Origin of the sequence: Mesorhizobium sp. M0678, from assembly GCF_040320505.1 — a bacterium.
Taxonomy (GTDB): Bacteria; Pseudomonadota; Alphaproteobacteria; order Rhizobiales; family Rhizobiaceae; genus Mesorhizobium.
This window is the reverse complement of sequence record NZ_JAMYPT010000016.1, coordinates 1-21015: the sequence shown is the minus strand read 5'-3', so window position 1 is coordinate 21015 and position 21015 is coordinate 1. Positions and strand designations below refer to the sequence as shown.

15 protein-coding genes and 5 pseudogenes are annotated in these 21015 nt (G+C 59.8%); 9 read left to right on the top strand and 11 right to left on the bottom strand.

Features of this window, described 5'->3' with window-relative positions; genetic code table 11:
• Window position 1: 1 nt before the first annotated feature.
• The 5 genes and pseudogenes from NKI29_RS24075 to NKI29_RS24050 all read left to right on the top strand — a co-directional run bounded on the left by NKI29_RS24075 (window position 2) and on the right by NKI29_RS24050 (window position 7875).
• Window positions 2-1765: an enoyl-CoA hydratase-related protein gene (locus NKI29_RS24075; protein ID WP_352642970.1), complete on the top strand. Its 1764-nt coding sequence runs from the start codon at window positions 2-4 to the stop codon at window positions 1763-1765.
• The gene (locus tag NKI29_RS33495; RefSeq protein ID WP_023679098.1) at window positions 1762-2340 is read left to right on the top strand and encodes a response regulator; all 579 of its coding nucleotides are present in this window, start codon (window positions 1762-1764) and stop codon (window positions 2338-2340) included. Before NKI29_RS24075 ends, NKI29_RS33495 begins: the two co-directional genes overlap by 4 nt.
• Window positions 2340-4676, top strand: coding sequence for a carbamoyltransferase HypF (gene hypF / locus NKI29_RS24060; protein WP_352797409.1), 2337 nt, complete (start codon window positions 2340-2342; stop codon window positions 4674-4676). Before NKI29_RS33495 ends, hypF begins: the two co-directional genes overlap by 1 nt.
• A gap of 268 nt (window positions 4677-4944) precedes the next feature.
• Window positions 4945-6626, top strand: a pseudogene (locus NKI29_RS24055) (ISL3 family transposase).
• Window positions 6627-6909: 283 nt separating this feature from the next.
• Window positions 6910-7875 (top strand): glycosyltransferase family 10 domain-containing protein, encoded by a 966-nt coding sequence (locus NKI29_RS24050; protein WP_198023618.1) that lies wholly within the window; start codon window positions 6910-6912, stop codon window positions 7873-7875.
• Window positions 7876-8012: 137 nt separating this feature from the next.
• Here the strand turns inward: NKI29_RS24050 and NKI29_RS24045 are convergent, their stop codons facing one another.
• The 4 genes from NKI29_RS24045 to NKI29_RS24030 all read right to left on the bottom strand — a co-directional run bounded on the left by NKI29_RS24045 (window position 8013) and on the right by NKI29_RS24030 (window position 10479).
• Window positions 8013-8366 carry a hypothetical protein gene (locus NKI29_RS24045; RefSeq protein ID WP_023679095.1) on the bottom strand — a complete coding sequence of 118 codons (354 nt, stop codon included), beginning with the start codon at window positions 8364-8366 and terminating at the stop codon, window positions 8013-8015.
• A gap of 198 nt (window positions 8367-8564) precedes the next feature.
• Complete coding sequence (locus NKI29_RS24040) at window positions 8565-8930, bottom strand: ATP-binding protein (protein ID WP_352579643.1); 366 nt, start codon at window positions 8928-8930, stop codon at window positions 8565-8567.
• A complete protein-coding gene (locus tag NKI29_RS24035) occupies window positions 8818-9051 on the bottom strand; it encodes an ATP-binding protein (RefSeq protein WP_352797441.1) in 234 nt (77 codons plus the stop codon). The genes NKI29_RS24040 and NKI29_RS24035 overlap by 113 nt, the downstream gene beginning before the upstream one ends.
• 243 nt (window positions 9052-9294) lie before the next feature.
• A complete protein-coding gene (locus NKI29_RS24030) occupies window positions 9295-10479 on the bottom strand; it encodes a glycosyltransferase family 9 protein (RefSeq protein ID WP_352571661.1) in 1185 nt (394 codons plus the stop codon).
• Window positions 10480-10797: 318 nt separating this feature from the next.
• Between NKI29_RS24030 and NKI29_RS24025 the strand changes: the two genes are divergently transcribed.
• Window positions 10798-11070, top strand: a complete 273-nt coding sequence (locus NKI29_RS24025; protein ID WP_031212413.1) for a hypothetical protein — start codon at window positions 10798-10800, stop codon at window positions 11068-11070.
• On the opposite strand, the gene NKI29_RS24020 is transcribed toward NKI29_RS24025, so the two are convergent.
• The 3 genes from NKI29_RS24020 to NKI29_RS24010 all read right to left on the bottom strand — a co-directional run bounded on the left by NKI29_RS24020 (window position 11062) and on the right by NKI29_RS24010 (window position 14735).
• Window positions 11062-13128 carry a carbamoyltransferase family protein gene (locus NKI29_RS24020; RefSeq protein WP_023679092.1) on the bottom strand — a complete coding sequence of 689 codons (2067 nt, stop codon included), beginning with the start codon at window positions 13126-13128 and terminating at the stop codon, window positions 11062-11064. The two genes, NKI29_RS24025 and NKI29_RS24020, sit on opposite strands and share 9 nt — an antisense overlap.
• A 921-nt stretch (window positions 13129-14049) precedes the next feature.
• Window positions 14050-14472: a type II toxin-antitoxin system VapC family toxin gene (locus NKI29_RS24015; RefSeq protein ID WP_352480554.1), complete on the bottom strand. Its 423-nt coding sequence runs from the start codon at window positions 14470-14472 to the stop codon at window positions 14050-14052.
• Window positions 14469-14735: a type II toxin-antitoxin system prevent-host-death family antitoxin gene (locus NKI29_RS24010; RefSeq protein ID WP_023679089.1), complete on the bottom strand. Its 267-nt coding sequence runs from the start codon at window positions 14733-14735 to the stop codon at window positions 14469-14471. Before NKI29_RS24010 ends, NKI29_RS24015 begins: the two co-directional genes overlap by 4 nt.
• A 388-nt stretch (window positions 14736-15123) precedes the next feature.
• Between NKI29_RS24010 and tyrS the strand changes: the two genes are divergently transcribed.
• Complete coding sequence (gene tyrS / locus NKI29_RS24005) at window positions 15124-16383, top strand: tyrosine--tRNA ligase (RefSeq protein ID WP_352797407.1); 1260 nt, start codon at window positions 15124-15126, stop codon at window positions 16381-16383.
• Between the two features lie 50 nt (window positions 16384-16433).
• Here the strand turns inward: tyrS and NKI29_RS24000 are convergent.
• Window positions 16434-16811: pseudogene (locus NKI29_RS24000) on the bottom strand (IS30 family transposase); the annotation flags it as partial.
• Window positions 16812-16816: 5 nt separating this feature from the next.
• On the opposite strand from NKI29_RS24000, the pseudogene NKI29_RS23995 reads away from it, so the two are divergent.
• Window positions 16817-17134 (top strand): annotated as a pseudogene (locus tag NKI29_RS23995) (integrase core domain-containing protein); the annotation flags it as partial.
• 977 nt (window positions 17135-18111) lie between these two features.
• On the opposite strand, the pseudogene NKI29_RS23985 reads toward NKI29_RS23995, so the two are convergent.
• Together NKI29_RS23985 and NKI29_RS23980 are read right to left on the bottom strand one after the other, a co-directional pair.
• Window positions 18112-18499: pseudogene (locus tag NKI29_RS23985) on the bottom strand (Tn3 family transposase); the annotation flags it as partial.
• A pseudogene (locus NKI29_RS23980) lies at window positions 18493-18708 on the bottom strand (leucine zipper domain-containing protein); the annotation flags it as partial. The pseudogenes NKI29_RS23980 and NKI29_RS23985, both read right to left, overlap by 7 nt.
• A gap of 140 nt (window positions 18709-18848) precedes the next feature.
• Here NKI29_RS23980 and NKI29_RS23975 point away from each other — a divergent pair.
• A complete protein-coding gene (locus NKI29_RS23975; protein ID WP_352797405.1) occupies window positions 18849-20510 on the top strand; it encodes a tannase/feruloyl esterase family alpha/beta hydrolase in 1662 nt (553 codons plus the stop codon).
• A 254-nt stretch (window positions 20511-20764) separates the two neighbouring features.
• Here the strand turns inward: NKI29_RS23975 and NKI29_RS23970 are convergent.
• Window positions 20765-21015, bottom strand: a 251-nt coding sequence (locus tag NKI29_RS23970) for a tyrosine-type recombinase/integrase (RefSeq protein WP_352797403.1), incomplete at its 5' end; no start/stop codon positions are given.

Below are 21015 nucleotides of genomic sequence, written 5' to 3'. Positions count from 1 at the left end.
GATGCGCATTCTGCTTCTCGTCACCGCCTTCAACGCCTTGAGTCAGAGGATTTTCGTGGCGCTTGGCGAGCACGCACACGAGGTCTCGGTCGAGATGGACGTCAACGACGAGCGGACCATGGAGGCGGTAGATTTGTTTCGGCCGGACCTCGTTATTGCCCCGTTTCTGAAGCGGGCAATCCCGAAAGAAGTCTATGAAAATCGATGCTGTATGATCGTTCACCCAGGCATCGTCGGCGACCGCGGCCCCTCCGCGCTGGACTGGGCGATGGTGGACGGGGCGACGCAGTGGGGTGTCACGGTGCTGGAAGCGGCGGCCCAAATGGATGCGGGGCCGGTCTGGGCGAGCGCCACCTTCGCGATGCGAAAGGCGACGAAATCGAGCCTCTACAGCAACGAGGTGACCGACGCGGCGGTGACGGCGGTGCTCGAAGCGATCGCGCGGTTCGAGCAGGGCGAAAAGCCGATTGCCCTGGAAGAACAATCTGTAGCGCCGCTGGGCCGGTGGCGGGACGCGATCAAACAGGCGGACCGGCGGATCGATTGGGCTGCCGACACGACCGAAACGGTGCTGAAGAATATCGCAGCAGCCGACGGCGCGCCCGGCGTGCGGGACGAACTTTTCGGCGAAACGGTCTTCCTTTTCGACGCGCGAGACGCACGTGAACCAGGGGGTGACTTGCCTCTCGCGCGGGGTGAACGGGGCAAGATATCGCTCCCCGAGCCGGGAGTGGTCGCCGCCAGAAGCGGGCCGGCGATCGCCATCGTCACCGTCGACGGCGCGTTGTGGATCGGCCATGTCCGGCATCCCAATTCGCCACACCCGTTCAAGCTGCCGGCGACCATGGTCTTCGCGAAGGAAGTTGCAGACCTGCCGGAGATCCCGCTCAATTCACCGGGCGGTTATCAGGACATCATCTACGAAGAAGAAGCTGCGGTCGGCTATCTGCACTTCCCCTTCTATAACGGTGCAATGGGAAAGGACGCCTGTCGAAGACTTTTGGACGCTTATACAAAAGCGACGGAGCGTCCGACCAGGGCGATCGTGCTGTGCGGAGGGCCGCAGTTCTGGTCCAACGGGCTCGACCTCAACCGGATCGAGGCGGCCGACAGCGCGGCCGACGATTCCTGGGTCAACATCAATGCCATCGACGACCTCGCCGATGCGATCATCCGCACGACAAGCCACATCACCGTAGCAGCGCTTGCCGGAAATGCGGCAGCGGGCGGCGTGTTTCTCGCCCGCAGCACCGACCAGCTCTGGATGCGCTCGAGCGTCATCCTCAACCCGCATTACAAGGACATGGGCAATCTCTACGGCTCGGAGTTCTGGACCTATCTCCTGCCGAGCTGCTGCGGGACTGAGAATGCCCGCCGGATCGCGGCAGCGCGCCTGCCGATGGGCGCGAAGGAGGCGCTGAATCTGAATCTGGCCAACCGGGTGTTCGCGGGGGCAAGCGAGCTGTTCACGGCGCAAGTGAGGGCGTCGGCTGCCGCGCTGGCCGGGAGCGAAGAGTTTCCGGGGTTGCTCGCCGAAAAACAAGCCCGGCGCGCAGCCGACGAGGCGGCCAAGCCGCTTTGCGCCTATCGCGAGGAGGAGCTTTCGCGGATGCGCCGCAATTTCTATGGCTTCGACCCAAGCTACCACGTCGCGCGGCATAATTTCGTGCACAAGGTGCCGAAGTCGCGCACCCCAGTGACGATCGCCCGCCACCGCGACGTCGCCTGGCAGGCCGGCCGGGAGGGAAGGAAAAAGGCATCGTGAGCGACCTGCCGGGCATATTGATCGTCGACGACGAAATCCGCTCGCTGGAGGCGCAACGGCGCGTCCTGAGCGAGGATTTCGATGTCCACGTAGCCAGCGACACCAAGGCCGCCAGCTCGATCCTGGAGATGGAATGGATCCAGATCATCCTGTGTGACCAGCGCATAGCCGGCACCTGCCGCACCGAGTTCCTGAAGCAGGCGCGCACCCGCTGGCCGGACATCGTGCGCATGATCATCTCGGGCTACACCGACGCGCATGACACCATCGACGGCATCAACGAGGCCGGCATCTACCAGTACATCACCAAGCTCTGTCATCCGGAAAACCTCACGCTCACGCTGAAGAACGGGGTGCAGCTCTTTCTCCAGATCGCGGTTCGTCGCCGCCACCACGCGCAGATCGACCTGCTCTACGCATTGCAGAACTTTTCGCCACGCGACTGGGCCGGCAATCGTGGCCCGCTGGAGCTGGCGCTCGAAGGTGCGCCGGTGCGGCTCGGCGAGACCGAGCCGGTTGCAGTCCAGCACATCGTGCGGTCGTTGGACCCGTGCATAGTGTGCACGGTGCGCTGATGGGCCCGCCGCTCGCCGAGCCCGCAGTGGAGGGACGCCTGGTCCGGGTGACGGGGCTGGTGCAAGGCGTCGGCTTCCGGCCGACAGTGTGGCGCATCGCGACCGCTATGGGGCTATCAGGTCACGTCCGCAACGATGCTGCAGGCGTGGAGATCGCGCTGTGGTGCAGCGATGCCGAGTTCGAGACCTTCGCGGACAGGCTAAAGGCGCAATGCCCGCCGTTGGCGCGGATCGACGGGATCGAGACGGCGACGCTTGAGGGGCCGCGGCCGGCGGGCGGCTTCGCCATAGCGGCGAGCGCGGGCGGGCGGGTGAAGACCGGCATCGTGCCCGATGCCGCCTGCTGCCTGGAATGTCTTGCGGAAGTGCTCGACCCCAAGGACCGGCGCTATTTCTACCCGTTCGCCAATTGCACGCATTGCGGGCCGCGTCTGTCAATCGTCAAGGCTATCCCCTATGACCGCCGCTCGACCGCTATGGCACGATTTTCGACCTGCGAGGAATGCCGGGCCGAGTATGAAAATCCGGCCGACCGCCGCTATCACGCCCAGCCGATCGCCTGCCCGGCCTGCGGCCCGCGCGTCTGGTTGGAAGGTCCAGACCACGTCGTGGTCGGCGGCGGCCCGCAGGCGGTGATCCGCGAGGCGGCGGCGCTGATCGGGGAAGGGCGGATCGTCGCGATCAAGGGCATCGGCGGGTTCCACCTCGCCTGCGACGCGACGGACGAAGCGGCGGTGGCGCAGCTGCGCGCCCGCAAGAAGCGCGACGGTAAGCCGTTCGCGCTGATGGCGCGCGACTTGGAGCAGCTTGCCGAATTCGCGGAGCTGTCGGGCGAGGAGCGCGTGGCGCTTGCCGCCCGAGCGGCGCCGATCGTGCTGGTGAAGCGCCGTGACAGCTGCGGCGTTGCGGCGGGCGTGGCGCCGCAGCACGAGCGGCTCGGTTTCATGCTGCCCTACACGCCGTTGCATCATCTCTTGCTGCGGGCGCTGGACGGTCCGGTGGTGATGACCTCCGGCAATCGTTCGGGCGAGCCGCAATGCACGGACAATGACGAGGCGCGGCAGGAGCTTGCCGGGATCGCCGACTTCTGGCTGATGCACGACCGCGAGATTGTCAACCGGCTCGACGACAGCGTGGTGCGATTCGACGGGCACGGCATTTCGGTGTTGCGGCGCGCGCGCGGCTTCGCGCCGGAGCCGCTGGCGCTGCCGGCGGGCTTCGATGGCCCGGTCAGGGCGCTGGCTGCGGGCGGCGACCTAAAGGCCGCGTTCTGCCTGGCGGGCGACGGCAACGCGCTGCTGTCGCAGCATCTCGGCGACCTCGACGAGTTGAAGAACCAGAACGCGTGGAGGCAGGCGTTGGGGCTGTATCGAAGCCTGTTCGACACGAAGCCGGACCTCATTGTGGCCGACCGGAATCCGGGCTACCGTTCGACCCAGCTTGCCATGGAGCTTGCCCGTGAGACCGCGGCGAGGTTTGTGCAGGTCCAGCACCATCACGCGCATCTCGCCTCGTGCCTTGCCCAGCACGGCCGCGCAATCGACGCACCGCCGGTGCTGGGCATTATCCTCGACGGTCTCGGATACGGCGATGACGGCACGATCTGGGGCGGCGAGTTCCTGCTCGGCGGCTATCGAGGGTTCCGGAGGCTGGCATACTTCGAGCCGGTCGCCATGCCCGGCGGCGACAAGGCCAGCCTCGAGCCGTGGCGCAATGCCTATGCGCATCTGCGGGCGGCTTTCGGTCCGGATTTCCTGGCCAAGCTTCCTGCCGATCGGCCCTTCGTCCCCGCCTTGGCCGAAAAGCCGCTTCGGGTGCTGGACCGGATGATCGAGAGGGGCGTCAATGCTCCGCTTGCCTCCTCGGCGGGGCGGCTTTTCGATGCCTGCGCGGCAGTCCTCGGCATCTGTTTGGAGCGCCAGAGCTACGACGGGCAAGCCGGCATGGAGATGGAGGCGCTCGCCAGCCCGTTCATGGATGCGGCCGAGGCTTGGCCAGCAACCTCGCGGAAGGGACCGGTTATCTCCTGGAAAGGTCTGTGGGAAGCGCTTCTTTGTGATCAGGCTTTGGGCGCCGAAACCGGGCTGATTGCTGCGCGCTTCCACAGGACGCTGATAGAGATCATCTCGCGGAAGGCCATCGGACTCACTAACGAAAACGGCGTCGGCACGGTCGCACTGTCCGGTGGCGCTTTCCAGAATCGGCTGCTGCTCAAAGGCGTACTTGCCGAGCTCACAGTCGCAGGATTGGAGGGGCTGGCGCACGTAAGCATTCCCGCAAACGACGGCGGTCTGGCGCTCGGCCAGGCAACGATCGGCCTAGCCCTTTCGTATTGAGACCAATCGTTGAAGAAAAAATATCAGCATCGTCCAAATAAGGCGCTGCGCATTGTGACGTGCGGCGGCCAGCTTTGCGCATTTCGTCCGGGCCGTGAGTGGCTGATCGCGTATGGCCGGGTAAAAGGACTAGCCAGGAATGATGCTCCGAGGGAATCGTCGAGGACGGGTACGCAGCCAAGGATCGTGTCGCTTGGCAGTTAATGGGGCTCTGCCTCACTTTGTGTGGTTCATTCGCCGTTGGCGAGGGATGCCGCTATGTGCGGGCATGCGAACGAAAACAAAATGGTCCCCCGGCCCAGGGGCTAAAATACGGGGTGTCGCGCTCACTGATGATGACAGTTGGCTTGTTTCCGCTGCCGGACCGGCGTTCGGCATTTTGCCCAGATTGCGGACGACGGACCCGAAGTCGGCATGGCTGGTCCAACCGCAGCCTTCAGAATCTGCCGGTCCAGGGCAAGACCGTGACGGTGAAGCCTCGGTTGAGCCGCTGGCGGTGCGCACATCAGAAATGTGAACGACAACCATTCACCGACCGTCTGCCGACGATTGCTTCCCCTTGGAGGGTCGCGGAGATTGTCGGTCTGCTCGGCCATAGCACCGGCGGCCGTCCCGGCGAGCGCTTGATGCGACGGCTCGGCATGCCGGTCTGCGACGACACTATCCTGTGGCAGCTGAAGCGAGATGCCGCGGTCGCTCACAGCAACTCCACCATTCGGGTCGTTGGCATCGATGACTGGAGCTGGCGGCGATCATGGCGCTACGGCACGATGATCGTGGACCTGGAGCGCCATTCGGTTGTCGACATCCTGGATGACAGAAGCGTGGCGAGTGCGTCGCAATGGCTAGAGCGGCACCCTTCCGTCGAGATCGTGAGCCGAGACCGATGCGGGCTCTATGCGCAAGCTGTTCGCGAGGGTGCACCGCAAGCGCGCCAGGTGGCTGATCGGTTCCATCTCATGTAGAATCTGCGGGTCGCAATCGAGGAGCAGATGAGCCTTTCGGGCCGCGCCACGGGGCCTGCATTGCTGCCCGATAAGGGTATCGGGAGCGCGCAAGTCGATCTGATGCAGGATGATCCGCACGTTGACGCAACGCATCGGCGCCGGGTGCGCCACGCTCATCGACAATCGCGGCAGACGGTGTTCGAAATGGTTCACGCCTTGCGCAAGGAAAGGGCTGTCCTGTTCCGAGATCGCCCGTCGTACCGGCTACGGCCGGCGCAGCATCGCCAAATGGCTGAATTTCGACACGCCACCCGACCGACGCAGGGCCGCGTCGAGCCGACGTCACCCTTATATTTCGAGGCGTTTCTTAGCCAGTCCTGGAGAGACGGCAATCGCTGCGGACGACACCTGTTCCACGATATCAAACAGCGCGGCTACACGGGCAGTTTCTCGAATCTGGAGCGGCTTCTCCCAAGCTGGCGCCGCGCCGAGAGGACGGGCGAGGACAGTGCGTCGCCTGCTTCGATCATACGCCATCAACCAGCCCGCGATGCTGTCCCCATCCAGGATCCGGCGACCGGCCATGTGATCTCGCCGGTAGTCGCCGCGGCCCTCTGCATGAAGGCCCGGGGTATGCTGACGATCAACCAGGCGAGAAAGGTCGACGTCCTGAAGCAAGGATCACATGAGTTTGCCACGATGCGCAGGCTTGCCATGCGCTTCCGCGGCATTTTGCGGGGCCTGTGAATTGGACAAGCTCGACACTTGGATCGAGGATGCCGTCAACTCCGGGCTCGTCGCCATCACGCGTTTCGCTCGGGTCCTACGCCGTGACGTTGACGCCGTTCGCAATGCCATTGAATTACGGTGGAGCAACGGCCAGGCGGAAGGGCAGATCAACCGCCTGAAGACGATCAAGCGTGCGATGTACGGCAGAGCGGGCTCCGAACTCCTTAGGGCACGCATGCTGCCACTCAACCGGCCTGATCACCACACAAAGTGAGGAAGAACCTGGTTAAGTGCAAAGCGACAATTGCCTCGACGGCGGGTCCCGGCAGGTTTATGCTGCCCAATGTTACCGCAAGCCGGAATGGCGATTGAGTACCTTCACGAGTGAAGGGATTCCCGCGGTCTTAGAGATGAGTTGTCGAATGGCGCGAAGTCGCACAGAATCGTGTGTTTGATATCGATCAGGATCGCGAGCTATTTCAGGCGCAGAGAGGTGTTGCGCCCGATGCACAAGTTGCTCCCGGTCCAACGGAAGTGAATGGGGTGGAACTGCTTTGTTGGCCAAATTGTTGACGGAACGTCCGGCGCCCATTGTTGCTACATGTCTGGATTCTTGGGGCGTTTTGGATGATGCAATCCACCATCTCACTCCAAAGGGCAGTGGAATCTGGAACAATGTCGCTTTTGTACGCACGACATCCTTCGTGCCCGATTGGCATATCGTCTTTAACTCTGCTTCTCTTTTTGGGCTCCCTGTTGATATCGAGGCGAGCCCAAACAGGACAATTTTTGCAATCGGCGAACCGCCGACGAAAGCTCATCGCGCATTTCATGAAGGGCAGGGGAAAAATACTATCGTCCTGACGTCTGACGCAGAGCTGGCTGCTCGGCAGAATGCAGGGCGCCGATTCGTTTTGGCTCCACCTATCACTCGGTCTTGGTCTGTAAACAAGACATATGACCAACTTCTGGTCAGCGAAGTCGTGGACAAGCCGCTTCGGCTCTCATGGATTACCAGTAACATCGCCCTGCTTAAAGGGCATCGATATCGGCTGGCGTTTCTGGAACGGCTGAGAGAGGAGCTCGATTTTGACCTGTTCGGCCGAGGTTTTCGGCTGATTGGAGATAAATGGAACGCACTCGCACCTTACCGTTACAGTATAGCTTTCGAGAATACTCGTGCTGATTACTATTTTACAGAGAAGCTTATGGACTGCTTCGTTGCTGAAACAATGCCGATCTATTACGGCAGCCCGGCAATCACGAGGTTCTTCCCTTCGGACTCAATGGTTCTGATTGACCCAGAGGACAAGAACGTAATCCAAAAAATTCAAGAAATCATCAACTCGGACCTCTGGAAGGAGCGTCGCGGCGCAATACGAGAGGCGAAGCGGTTGGTCCTCGAGAAATACAATACGTTTGCTTATCTCGCGGGCTTCATCGAAAGCGTTCAGGATAAACCCTTACCGCCAGAAATTATACACATCGATTCGCCTGAGGTCGATTTTGGAATAGACGAATGAAGTACTCCAACGCTCGCTTCGCGTGCCCGGCGGTTGGTGGTCTGGCGAGATCGGTACGGAAAGCTCGGCGGAGAATGCCTACTGCGCAGAACGGCCGGTACGGGCGCACGAGGTCATGCGCCCCCGGCTGCCGCTGATTAGACGAACTGGGGAAGGCCAGGAACTGAATTGAGGACCTCGTCCACGAGTTCGTCGCCGACACGTTCCTTGGTGAAGGCGATCGTCTCGTTGGCGAGGCCGGCGATCTTTGCCATGCTGAGACCCTCACTCATCAATTGCTGGCCGAGCCCCATAAGGCCGCCACCCTCTGGGTCGTCGCCATGATACTTCGCTACTAATTCCGAAGCTCCCGGAATGGCCTCGATCATGCGGGCAACGGGACCGTCGGCCGCGTGGCTTTGCAGGAAACCCAGCATTAACCCAACGGCCTTCTCTGCGAGAGCCGGGCCGATGCCGGCACCAGTGGCGATGCGCGGTAAGAATTCTTCCATGCAGGGTCTCTCTCTCTTTACACGGGGCCGGTCCGGCGCCCAGCGCCCTTGGCCGAACCACAATTGAACTCCACAAAAATAGGCCGAGCGGAAGTGCTATTGCGCGTAAAACCGCCTCTGTCAACGCAAGCTGCGTCGGACGTGCGTATTTCGCAAAAACGAGACAGTCGTTCCGCTAAATCGGGGACAGCAGTTTCACTAATTCGCGGACAGCAGGATGGGGTCGGCGCTCGGTTGCCTGGTTGAAGTCATTTGCGATTGATTTCGCCGTTTTCGGCGCCGGTCAAGGGCGGCGGTGTTTTTTGCTTTCTCATGCTCGCCGATCATGGCGTGCCACTGGGCGATCGGCAGTTGGGCGGTGATCAGCGTTGATTTCCGGCGATAGCGTTCCTCGAAGATTTCCAGCAGATCGAGACGCTGCTGGTCGGTCAGGCTGTGGGTGCCCCAGTCGTCAAGGATGAGCAGTTGCACCCGAGCCAGCTTGTCGATAAGACGGGGAAAGCGGCCGTCGCGACGCGCCAGGGCGAGATCTTCGAACAGACGCGGCATGCGCAGGTAGAGCACGGAATGATTCGAGCCGGGCGGCCTGACGTCCGAAGGCGCAGGCCAGCCAAGTCTTTCCGGTGCCGGTCTGCCCGGTGATGACGAGGTTTTCATGCGCCTTCAGCCAGGCGCCTTGGGCCAGCTGTCGCTTGGCACTTAATTGGGGTCTCCCTCACTTTGTGTGGTTCATCTGCTGTTAGTGGCGCTGTCGCTATGGACGGGCATGCGAACGAAAACGAAATGGTCGCCCGGCCCAGGGGGTGACATCGCCACTGCGGTCCTTCGACCAAGTCGATTCAATTCTGAATTTCGGCCTTTAGATGTTTGTAGCGATTGAATCAGCGACCAAGATCCGGGCAATCGCGGTTATGGTGACCGCGAGCCACTAAGCTTGTGCCGTACCCTTACAATGATTCATCAAGGCGTTTACCTCGGCAATCACGAGATCCGGCGTGATGTCGAACTTGCATCGGACTTTGACCGGACAATGCCGCACTTGGTCCAGACCACACCCGCGACATTCAATAACACTCATAAGCATGCTGACCAGGGGACCTCGAAACCCCCAAATCTCCGGTAGATGTGACGCCGTGAAAATGCCGATAGTAGGGCGGCCAAGCTGGGCAGCGACATGCCCGGTGCCTGAATTGTTCGAAACGACGAGCGCGGCCGAATTCACGAGATAATTGAATTCCAATTCCGACAAGTCGACAGCCGTCCGAATGTTCGCGGCTCCACGATCCCGAGCTATGTTCGCAACCTCCTCAAGCGCTTCCAGGCATTCGCCACGGGCAACGAGGACCACCTCACCACGGGTCGAAAGAGCAGCGACAACTTTGCCAAAACTTTCAATCGGCCAATCTCGCAGGCTGGAATTGGAGAACGGAGCCACGACAATCGGGGCATTGCCTGTAGTCGAATTCTGTGGGTGACCCGCTCCGCTTTCGAAATAGGCAGCTGCCTTTGCGACCAGAAAGAGGAGGATTTCTGACACATGCTGGAGACGCACCTGCTTGCGGTCAATGAACCAATCAAGCCATCTACGAGGGATTTTGTTAGCAAGCCCTATTTTTTGGACCAGCTTGTAGAGGATGGTTCTGCGCAGTTTCAGATTGAATGGCGCTATCGCAATATCGATCTGATGCATGCTGTACGGATCAACTATCGCCGCACGGTGCCTGGCGGGGACTTCAAGCAAGATGGGCCTTGTTTCTTCCGGAACACGCATATCAATGGCAAGATCAAACTCGCCGGTCAGCAGCGGCCTTATGTCGGCGGCTTTTTTGCGCGTTTTGACTTTTGGGTTGCGAGGAAAAAAGTCAAAAGCAATGTGATCGTCGGCGAGGTCGAACTGTTTTGCAGTAGCGATGTTCCAGCTTCCCACCACCAGCGTAATGTGGGCATGCGCAAAACGCTGACGAAGGTCCTTTAGGGGCCCTAGAGACATCCAAAAGTCGCCGACATGATCAAGCTTGAGGACCAAAATTCTCATCCTTGCGCTTGACTGTTCCGGCTCTTCCCAGCTGCGGTATATAATTTGATTGCGGTCGTGCTTTGTAAAATATGCCATTGCCATTCCGAAGATTATACGGTCAACACTGATAGCCAGTGACGCGTGTGTAGGGTTGGAGTGCTCCCCACTTGTCCGCGTCTCCGCAAGAATTCTGCCATCAGATCCAAGCCGCGCTCCAGCAGGAGCTGTCGGGCGAAGTCTGCATCTCTAGCGGTGGTAGCGCGCCAAGAAGCCAGCTATGTCCCGACCCGCAATGTGAAGGGCTTCGTCACGGTCTTGCATGCAGTGAGTTCGAGAAACGCCGAGTAGACGGCGATCGCCAAGCCGCCGTCCCCAGATCTCGAGCATAACGGCAGTGGCCTCGCTCTTTGGTCGATGCTGATCCTGAATGAGACCGTCGCCGCCGGCGACGACATCGCCGGCCGGATTGACCGTCTCCGGCACGCCCTGTCGCTGTGGTCCCGCATCATGGTGGTTAACAAAGGACCCGCCGCAGGCGCTTTTTTCTGCGCGTCCGGGTCGTCCAACATGAAGTGGACGAATCAACCCTGTGATGAAGTCGACCGCCTGCCAGCAGTGAGCTGGCAGGCGGCGTCGATGAACACGTTTATTCGCCGAGCTTGGATAGCGGCATCGCTATCACGCTGAGAGCCTGTTATGCTGGTCCAGCGTTTGATCGCAGTCTTGATCCGTGCGAGCAGCTTGTGAGGGATGCAACCGAACGAGGCGCTGCTCCCACAGTCGTCGCAGGCCCTCCATCACAGCGTCACGCTTAGCCTGATCCGGCGCAATTGTATTGAGGAGATCTCCCAACATGGCTTCGCCCTCAATCCGCATCAGCAGATTAAACAAGTCGTGTGAAATTCGCACACTGTCACTGTTGAAGTGGGTCGTGCTGATCTCGCAGTGAGTTTCCCGACGATCTGGCGCTTTGTAAGCGCGGGTTTGATGGAGGGACACATAGGGCGGCAACGAAACCGCAAGCGCAGTCCAATCCTGCAGCGTTGCAGCCCGCTTTTTTACCAGGAAGGGCCCGACCACAAGTCCATCCAGCTCTGTCGTCAGAAAGGTGGCAATCGCGTCTGCAACCGAATCCACGATCGGTTCGGCATTGTTGTTAAAGGACGTATTGAGCAGAATTGGAGTGCCTGTGCGCTTCTTGAACGCATTGATGACCTCCCAGTACGCGGGATTGGCGTTGTGCGATACTGTTTGCAGGCGAGCGGTACCGTCGACGTGCGTGATGGCACCGAGCAAGGCGCGCTTTGAGTCACGCACGCGAACGACGAAATTCATGAATGGAAATTCGTGCCTACCGTCCGGGAGGTCGAAAAATTCGCTCGCATCCTCCTCCAGCACAGATGGCGCGAAGGGCCGATAGCCTTCGCGCTTCTTGACCATCGCATTGATCCGGTCCTTGTTTGCGGCGGGCCGAGGGTCGGCAAGAATGCTGCGGTTGCCCAGCGCACGTGGCCCAAACTCCGAACGACCCTGCACCCAGCCGATCACGGCGCCGTTGGCGATCCAGTCGGCTGCACTGCTTGCCACGTCATCAGAGCGTTCAACCTCGAGATGTCCGGCCCATGCATTCAGTTCCTGTTGCACGGCGCGCTCGCTCCCGAGATCAGGACCCCAATAGACCTCCTGCAGTCGCTCACACGGCGCGGGGCGGCCCATCTCGTTAGAGACTATCAGCGCAGCTCCCAATGCGCAGCCAGCGTCGTGAGACGCGGGTTGCACGAAGATGTCTTCGAAAAGCCCTGAATACAGCAGCTTACCGTTCATCGTACAGTTGTGGGCCACCCCCCCCGCCAGGCACAACCGCTTCATGCCGGTGGCCTCACGGTGATGCCGGAGAATGTGGAACACGATCCGCTCAAGCGCTTCCTGCAGTGACGCACTCACATCTCGATGCTGCTGGGTGAAGGGCATTCCCTTTCGCCTGACCTCGATATTGCGGAGCAACGCCGGACCGATGCGGTCGAGGTGAACACGGTAGCCACCGCCGTTGGCGGAGAGCTCGTAGAACTGCTCGAAGAGCTCGCGATAGGGAGCGGGGTCGCCGTAGGGCGCGAGTCCCATTACCTTATACTCGTCGAACAAGCCGTAGCCGAGATAGCGGATCGTCTCGAGATAAAACAGCCCAAGAGAATTGTTCTCGGGGAAAGCCTCGAGTTGCGTAATTTCTGTGCCAGACCCTACCGCCAAGAGGCCCGATAGGAAATCACCAGAGCCATCAATCGCTAGAATGAGACTTTGTTCGAAGCCCGACATTGCAAAGGCGCTCACGGCGTGCGCCTGATGATGACTTACGAATGAAATACGCGAACTGTCCAACTTAGTGCCGAACTCACGCGTTAACAGATCCTGCACCAACGTTTTAGCATCCAACGGAATGGAGAGAATGTCCGGGTGGGATGCGGACATACCTTCAAGCATGGCGTTGGCATAGGGCTCGCTGGCGTAGAGCGCGACACGATCAATGTCGTTGAGCTGAACCCCCGCCGCTGACAGACAGTATTGAATCGAACGAATTGGGAGCTTGTTGGAGTGTTTCATCCGATTGAGGCGTTCCTCTTCGACGGCTGCTATCACCCGTCCGTCTCGGACGAGCACCGCGGCGCCATCGTGCATAAAGGCGTTCCGAAGCTCGAATCGGTTTTCATGGACTTGGTCAAGTCCGCCGCTAATTCCTAGACACAGCATTTCTTTCTCCACATAGTGACGGGCAAGCCAAATTGGCCTGCCTCCGTTTCCAACTAAATAGGCCGCATTGTCGCTTGCAGCTGCAACCGCCTGTCAGGCATCACCGGCATCAAAGAACGCCTCATAAGGGGTCCGCCTGAATCAACATGAGATGCTTCGATCGTGGCGCCTGCCGTTCCATGACGCCGAGAGCTTGGCTGGATCACCGCGCCGTGAACTGGCCCGATTTCATTCCCCGAAAGACCGTCGCACAGCGAGTGACACGTGCTGCACTGTCCACCTGCTTCCCGGTCGCACATCCGATAACGCCTTCGGCTGTGCAGGAGGCCGCATCGCGTCATGCGTCGGCCAAACATGGCACCGACTGGAAGCACGGCAATACCGCGTAGATGTAAAGTGCGCTGATGTTGTATGGTAGCGCTGCCGGCCGGGTCTCCAATCCGCTGCCCAGACGAGCCGACCGGATCTGCCTGCGGCAATAAGCCCGCCCACAAGCAGAATCGCGCTGGGCAGCGGGCTCGCCTGCAAGACTTCGCAGCTCAGGAACATTGGGGACGACTAGCGTCGAACCGCCGACATGGTCGGCCAGTTGCAACTCACTTCTCGGCACGACCTCCACTGCACGTCAGGGCGCATGGAAGATTTTCTCCTTGGATGGGTGATCGGTGCGGACGTGCTTTTGTCCATGCAAGATTTCCGAAGAGTTATGAAATCGTTTGTTTCGATCAAAGTCATCCACGCTATGAATAGCTGACGGACATGCGCTTCAAAGGGCTTCAGGCTTCCTGGATGGCTACTCCGATTTGAAGCGCGTGGCATTCCATGCGCTCTGTCACAACATTTCAGCAAAGGGTATGAGAGCAAACCCACACTTCTTTTTCGAAATTCGCTTCGAGCATTCGGGATGAGGTGCTGGGCGATTCACGCAGTCCACGGATCGAAGAGCTCTATTCCGAAGCCTTCGAAATCCTTCATATTACGCGTTGCCAGAGTGAGCTCCTGGGCAATCGCTGTGGCTGCGATCAATCCGTCCATTGACGTCAGCCCGCGGCCGCGGCGCTTCGCAAGACCCATCAGATCGCCCCAGGCCAGAGCAACCGGCTCGTCGACGGGGAGGACTCTCTGCTCGAAACGCTGAGGCAGGTCTCGGGCAAGCCATTCGGCCAGCGCCTCACGCTTCCGACCCTCGCCCATGAGAGCAACGCCGCGCCGGATTTCCGCGATCGACACCACGCTGATGAACGAGCGATCCTCGTCGAGCTTGTCCAGCCATTCCAGAACGCGTGCGTCCGGCGCCGGCCTTGTCACCTCGGACAGGACATTCGTGTCCAGCAGTAGCCTCACAGCGGCAGATCACGCGGTTCATCGCGTTGACGCTCAAGGTCGAGTTCCGCGCCGCGTAGCGGCGACTCCAGCAGAAACTCCGCAAGCGTACCCTTGCGCACCGTCTTGCGTTGCCATTCCTCGGCGGAGACGACAACGACGCTTGGCCTACCGTTGCGCGTGATCGTTTGCGGCGCCGCCTGCGCACGCTCGATGACTTCCGACAGCCGCGCCTTGGCCCGAGCGACGGTCCAGTTGGCATCCTCTTTTGGAGCAGACTGCATTCTGGCCTCCGTGACCATTGTGACTACGGTGACTATATAAAAATGCATAGTGACCGCAACAGGGGAGGGGGACTTTTTTCTAGAGCCCGGACGCCTTGGTGAGATGTTGTCGCAAAAGTTGAGTTCTGCGACGGTGCAAAAGTCAGTTGCAAAATCGTCGCGACAAAGGCTCGGCAGCTCCCCGAAGTAGCCATTTCAGATTGCTTGCAGGTGCGGATAAAGTCCTTTATGCATCGGCACATGATCAAGTCCGCGCCCATCGCTGCAATCTATTATGCGACGCTTCCATAAGGAGCGGCGCGTTTCGATCATGCCTTGAAACAAGCCGCCGTCAGGCGGCTTGTTCATTGAGAGGACCCCCTGGCGGCAAATACCAGGAGGATTCCCTATGGCACTTCCCGATTTATCAACCGGTCATTCCGAACCATGTTCGGCCGCTTTGAAGACGCTCATTGAGCGCGGCTATGTAAATCAAGGGACCGACCTGCCGGGTGTCGATGCCGCCTTTGAAGCAGGCGTCGTACCCGCTTACGCTGGTTTCGATGCGACGGCTGACAGTCTTCATGTCGGCCATCTTCTTCTGATCATGGCGCTTCGTCATCTTCAGCAGACTGGCCATAAACCCATCGTTCTCATTGGGGGTGGGACCACCCGCATCGGCGATCCCAGCTTCCGTTCGGAGGCGCGGCCGATGCTGACGGACGACCGGATCGCCGCCAACATTGAAGGGATCAGAAAGGTCTTTGACCGTCTCCTTGTCTTCGGAGACGGCCCGACGGATGCCGTGATGGTGAACAATGCCGACTGGCTGGACAGCATTCGTTGGATCGACATGCTGAGAGACGTCGGCAGGCATTTCTCCGTCAATCGGATGCTCTCTTTCGACAGTGTGAAGTCGCGGCTGGAAAAGCAGGAGAACCTGAGCTTCTTAGAATTCAACTACATGATCCTCCAAGCGTTCGACTTCCTTGAGCTATCCCGCCGGACCGGTTGCCGTCTGCAGATGGGTGGAGCCGACCAGTGGGGGAACATCATCAATGGCATCGACTTGATACGGCGGACGGATGGAAAGGAAGTCTTCGGAGTGACTACGCCGCTTCTGACGACTTCTTCAGGTGTCAAGATGGGTAAGACGGCTGCCGGAGCTTTGTGGCTCAACGAAGATCGCCTTTCGCCATACGATTACTGGCAATTCTGGCGTAACACGGAAGACGCTGATGTCGTTCGGTTCCTGAAGCTTTTCACCGATCTGCCGATGGACGAGATCGAGCGATTTGGACAGGCTGAAGGAACCGAGCTAAACGCCGTCAAAGAACGTCTGGCCAACGAAGCTACGGCCCTGGCACATGGAACTAACGCCGCCAAACAGGCGGAGGCCACGGCTAGCCAAGCATTTGGGCAGGGCGAAGCCGCAGAGGGGCTACCGACGCTTCATCTAAATGACGCCGAGGGCTTGGCCGGAGTAGCCCTTGTGGATTTGCTGGTACGCGCCGGATTGACCTCCTCCAAAGGGGAAGCGCGAAGGGCGATCTCGGGACGAGGTGTGCGGATCAACGGCAACGTCGTCGAGATTGATACAATGATATCGTCCCAAGACCTCCCGATCCGGCTTTCGCTCGGCCGGAAGCGCCACACTGTTGTAAAGTAGGGTTTCAGCAAATGCTGTCGCAGAAATTCTGCCCGCTTAGCGGGGTGGGTTCAACTGATCCCTGCAACACACTCCGCGAACTTTTCAGCTGGGGTTTGATAAAGCAAGGTCTTTCGCGGCCTCTCATTGAGCTGCCGTGCGATCGCGCTGAGCTTAGTCTGGCTGTGCAGGGATAGATCGGTTCCGCGCGGCAGATATTGGCGCAGTAATCGGTTGGTGTTTTCGTTGGAGCCGCGCTGCCACGGCGACCGCGGATCACAGAAGTAGACCTCGACGTCGGAGGCCAAGGTCAGGCGCTGGTGATCGGCGAGCTCTTTACCTCGGTCCCAGGTCAACGACTGGTACAGTTCGCCGGGGAGTTTCCGTGCCTGTTTGATCAGTGCCGAGACGACGCTTTCGGTATCCTTGTTGGCGACCTTGACCAGCATCCCTTCAGCACATCTTCGACGGCATCTGCGACGAACATGGCATCGAGCACCGGCTCACAAAGATCAACCATCCCTGGGCGAACGGCCAGGTCGAGCGGATGAATCGGACCATCAAGGACGCCACCGTCAAGCGCTTCCACTATGACGATCACGATCAACTGCGCCGGCATCTCGCCGACTTCATCTTAGCTTACAATTTCGCGCGCCGGCTTAAGACCTTCAAGGGCCTAACACCCTACGAGTTCATCTGCAAAATCTGGGCAAAAGAGCCCGAACGGTTCCGACTCGATCCCACCCATCAAATGCCGGGACTAAACACCTAGCCTCCACCTTCGTTGCTTCATTGCTAATGAGCTTAGCAGGTGTTCGATGGTAAGCTCGCTGGTTTCTGCGGGTATCGCCCCGAGCGGCTTGAACGCACACGCCACAGAGCAGAGATCGGTCCATTTTGTTACGAACGAACATCTTGCTTCCGGTAGAGCTTTCTCGAACCAAGGTCCGAAAAGGGTCGCGAGCTGTCCGGTTCCCATCTGTCTCAGTAGGGTGGACAACCGACATGCAGCGGTTACCCGCCCATGCTCGTGTGTTGTTGGTTTGAAGGCTGAGGGTCTGTCACTATCCACTTTCCAATCATACGAATCGGATCACTGTCTTCGTGGTCGATATGGCAGGGCTGCTCGTGTCGTCCTGCACACTCGCGATCGTTCCCAACTTGTCCCGGGGAGCCCGTCTTTACGGGGTAATCGAAAACGTCGTGACAGATGCCAACCATCGCCGGACTGGGCTACTGGGCTGGGCCGCGCCGTCCTTCATGCCGCGCTCGACAAAGCATGGAACGCCGATTGCTACAAGGTTCTGTTGGCGACTGGATCTCGGAGGGAGTCCACTCTGCGCTTCTATGAAGGTGCAGGGTTCCAGCAAGGCGGAAAACTTACTTCGAAATTCGCCGCTTGGAGGACGCTTTGGGTCGATTTTCCACCTTCCCTGACGGCCCGGAGGGGTGGGAATCGGCCGCTCGCGTCGTCCCGGCTGCCTAGCGTGGCGGATGAATTAACAGCCAGCGATTTGGCTCTTGCTCGACGAACTCTTTCTGGACGTGCCTGAGCACGTTCCGCTGCCCGGCAAACGGAACCATGTTGACCGCTTGATCGAAGGGGACCCACTGAAACTCGCTGTGTTCGGCATTCAGTCGCACCGTCTCTGTCGACCCCGCGAAACCCACGAAAACCGGCAGGAGGCTAATGGCGTCGCGGTCCGCTTCATAGAATTGCTCGCATATGTCGGCCGAATAGAGCCTCTGCAGCGTCAAGCCCGTTTCCTCCTTAGTCTCTCGCCAGGTCTTCCTTACGATCCGGTCATGGGTCTCGACCACGGCATCGGCGACCGCCGCCTCCCATTCCACGGCGCAAACGGCAAGGATCGCCCAGCGTCGATCCGAGCTGATATCGCGCAAGCCATCGGTGAACATAGCGCTCACCCTGCCGACGCAGGCGAGCGATGCGGTGTTGCGGATGCCGGCGAGCACTTGCGGATCAAGACCCACCGCGCAGGAACTCCAGTCGGTCAAGCAGCCGGTTTGCCGCCGCGGAATTGTTGCCGAGCTCGAACTTGCGAAGCAAGATGAAGCGGCTTATGTTACCGGCCAACATTTCGGTCAGAAGCCCATCCAACCGCTCGCGCGCACCAGCGTCGGCCGGCGCAGCCGATGAGGGCGAGATGAGCGATCCCGCAATCCTGGCATTTCCTCGGCGCGATACCGGTCGAGCCATTTGCGAACCGTCCGCGGGCAGACGCCTGCGGCTTTGGCGACGGCCTCAGGCGTCTGTCCGCTCTCGACCTGCATTACAATTCGCTCTCGACCGAGCGGCGTCAGACGGGTACTCTTATGGATGTTCATCCGGTCCCACTGGAATCACTGAAGCTTCGACAACCTCAGCTTTCCCGGTTCGGACCGGATGGATAACCTTCTGAAAGCTCACAACTAGCTACCAATGCGATCAGCTTTCGGGCTATCGGGGGCATCCAGGGAGGATGGGTATGTTCTTGGCTAACGGGCTCAAGCTGCGGGACCGCGGGTGCACCCTGGCACTGATTTTGGCGATCATATGTGTATGTGCGCCTGCACTGGCGGCAAACGCGTCGGATCAGGCGTGCCGGTCCATCGCCAAGCTCACAATTCCAAGCGTGATCTTTACCGAGGCTAGCCTTCAAAAGCCGCAGGAGATCCCCGCAGATCCCTTCACTGCATTCACCGGCGCCTCGCCTCAGGCGGTAAAAGTGGGCGGGCACTGCCTTGTCCGAGGTGTTATCGGGAAACGCCAGGGGGTCGATGGTCAATCATATGGCACCCGGTTTGAGGTGCGTCTTCCGACGACCTGGAACGACATGTTCCTTTTCCAGGGCGGCGGCGCAGTTGATGGCTTCCTGGCGCCGGCCGTCGGGACCATTCCTTGCCGGAACTCGACCGCGGCTCCCGGGCTCTTGCGCGGCTACGCTGTTGTAAGCATGGATGGCGGGCACCCAAGCCCCGATCCGGCTTTCGGGGTCGATCAAGCCGCACGCATTGATTTTGCGTACGCCTCCATTGGCAAAGTCACTTCGGTCTCGAAGCAGGTGGTGGCCAAGTTCTATGGGGCGGCTCCGAAAAAGTCGGTGTTCATGGGATGCTCGAATGGCGGTCGTGAGGCGTTGATAGCGGCTCAGCGATATCCGCTCGAGTTCGACGGGATTGTTGCAGGTAGCCCGGGTTTTCGTCTCAGTGCCGCCAACATTGCCCAAGCCTGGGATACTCGCGAGTACATGAGCATCGCTCCCAAGGATGAGGCCGGCCATCCCATTCTATCCCGCGCCTTCTCCCAGCAGGATCTGAACCTCGTCGCCAACGCGGTTCTCGCTGCCTGTGATGCCCGCGATGGCATTGAGGATGGCGTCATCAACGCCTGGCAGCAGTGCCGGTTCGACCCAAAGGTCCTGTCCTGCCAAGGCGATAAGACGGACAGCTGCCTCACGGCTGGTCAAGTGCAGGCCATGAGCCGCGCGTTCGCGGGTCCGGAAAGCTCCGATGGCGAAAAGCTTTACAGCGATTGGCCATATGATACGGGCGTTGCGGGCGCGGACTGGAGAATGTGGAAGCTGGGCAAATCCCCCACTTCCCAGTCGGATGCAAACAACATCGTTCTGGGAGCCCGCTCGCTTCAATACTACTTCATGACGCCCCCGGCGCCGAATTTTGACCCCCTGAAGTTCGACTTCGACAAGGATCCGGCACGCGTTGCGGATACGGCCAAGCTCAATGATGCGACCGGCACGTATCTCGCCAGCTTCGCTGCCCACGGTGGAAAGCTGCTCTTGTTTCAGGGACTTTCCGATCCGGCCTTCTCGGCCAACGATCTGGTGCGCTGGTACAAGCAAGTCGTCGAGGTCACAGGCGGCGGCGATTTGGAAGCGACTCGCCGTTTCGTGCGCATGTTCATAATCCCGGGGATGACCCACTGCGGCGATGGCCAAGCCTTCGACGACTTTGATCCTTTGGCCGCCATCGAGGGCTGGATAAACCAAGACAAGGCTCCGGACTCTCTCGCGGCTGGCAGCAAGGCATTCCCTGGCAAGCACCAGCCGATCTGCGCTTATCCCACTCAAGCTGCCTATGACGGTAAGGGAAATCCCGATGAGATCGCGAGCTATTCGTGTCGGGGATAAGAGACCTCGTCATTTGTTCGCTTCAATCTGCGCGCATTCCCGGAACAGGTCTCCCGGACCAAGGATCGGTTGGAAAAGCTAAACCCGGAATTTGTGGGCCGTGCCATAACGCAGTTGATGATCATGCCTGACTACGAAGCGTCGGCCGCCGATAGTCTGGATACAGCGCTCGCTGTGCTCGATGAGGTATTGTTATCGCCTGAGATCTGACCGCCTCATCCCAGCGGACAAAACGGGGCAGGGGAGGGGGCTTTTCAGAGCCCGGACGCCTTGGTGAGATTGACGCGGAAACGATCGCGCCGGCGCTGGTAGCGGCGGGTCATCTCTGCGGAGGCATGGCCGAGCTGTTTTTGCACATAGCGTTCGTCGACCTCGGCCGACGAGGCGAGGCCGGCGCGCAGGGAGTGGCCGGCGAATTTCTTGGCCCGTTCGCCCTCCGACAGATCGCCGCGCACGCCGGCGGCGAGCGCCGTGCGCTTGACCAGGCGTGCGACCTCCTGGTCGT

Excerpts from the sequence above, each read along its gene's own strand:
- NKI29_RS24020 (WP_023679092.1), bottom strand. The coding sequence starts at position 13,128 with ATGCTGTGTCTAGGAATTAGCGGCGGACTTGACCAAGTCCATGAAAAC.
- NKI29_RS24010 (WP_023679089.1), bottom strand. The coding sequence starts at position 14,735 with ATGCAGTCTGCTCCAAAAGAGGATGCCAACTGGACCGTCGCTCGGGCC.
- NKI29_RS24030 (WP_352571661.1), bottom strand. The coding sequence starts at position 10,479 with ATGGCATATTTTACAAAGCACGACCGCAATCAAATTATATACCGCAGC.
- NKI29_RS24075 (WP_352642970.1), top strand. The coding sequence starts at position 2 with ATGCGCATTCTGCTTCTCGTCACCGCCTTCAACGCCTTGAGTCAGAGG.
- NKI29_RS23975 (WP_352797405.1), top strand. The coding sequence starts at position 18,849 with ATGTTCTTGGCTAACGGGCTCAAGCTGCGGGACCGCGGGTGCACCCTG.
- tyrS (WP_352797407.1), top strand. The coding sequence starts at position 15,124 with ATGGCACTTCCCGATTTATCAACCGGTCATTCCGAACCATGTTCGGCC.
- NKI29_RS24025 (WP_031212413.1), top strand. The coding sequence starts at position 10,798 with ATGCTGATCCTGAATGAGACCGTCGCCGCCGGCGACGACATCGCCGGC.
- NKI29_RS24045 (WP_023679095.1), bottom strand. The coding sequence starts at position 8,366 with ATGGAAGAATTCTTACCGCGCATCGCCACTGGTGCCGGCATCGGCCCG.
- hypF (WP_352797409.1), top strand. The coding sequence starts at position 2,340 with ATGGGCCCGCCGCTCGCCGAGCCCGCAGTGGAGGGACGCCTGGTCCGG.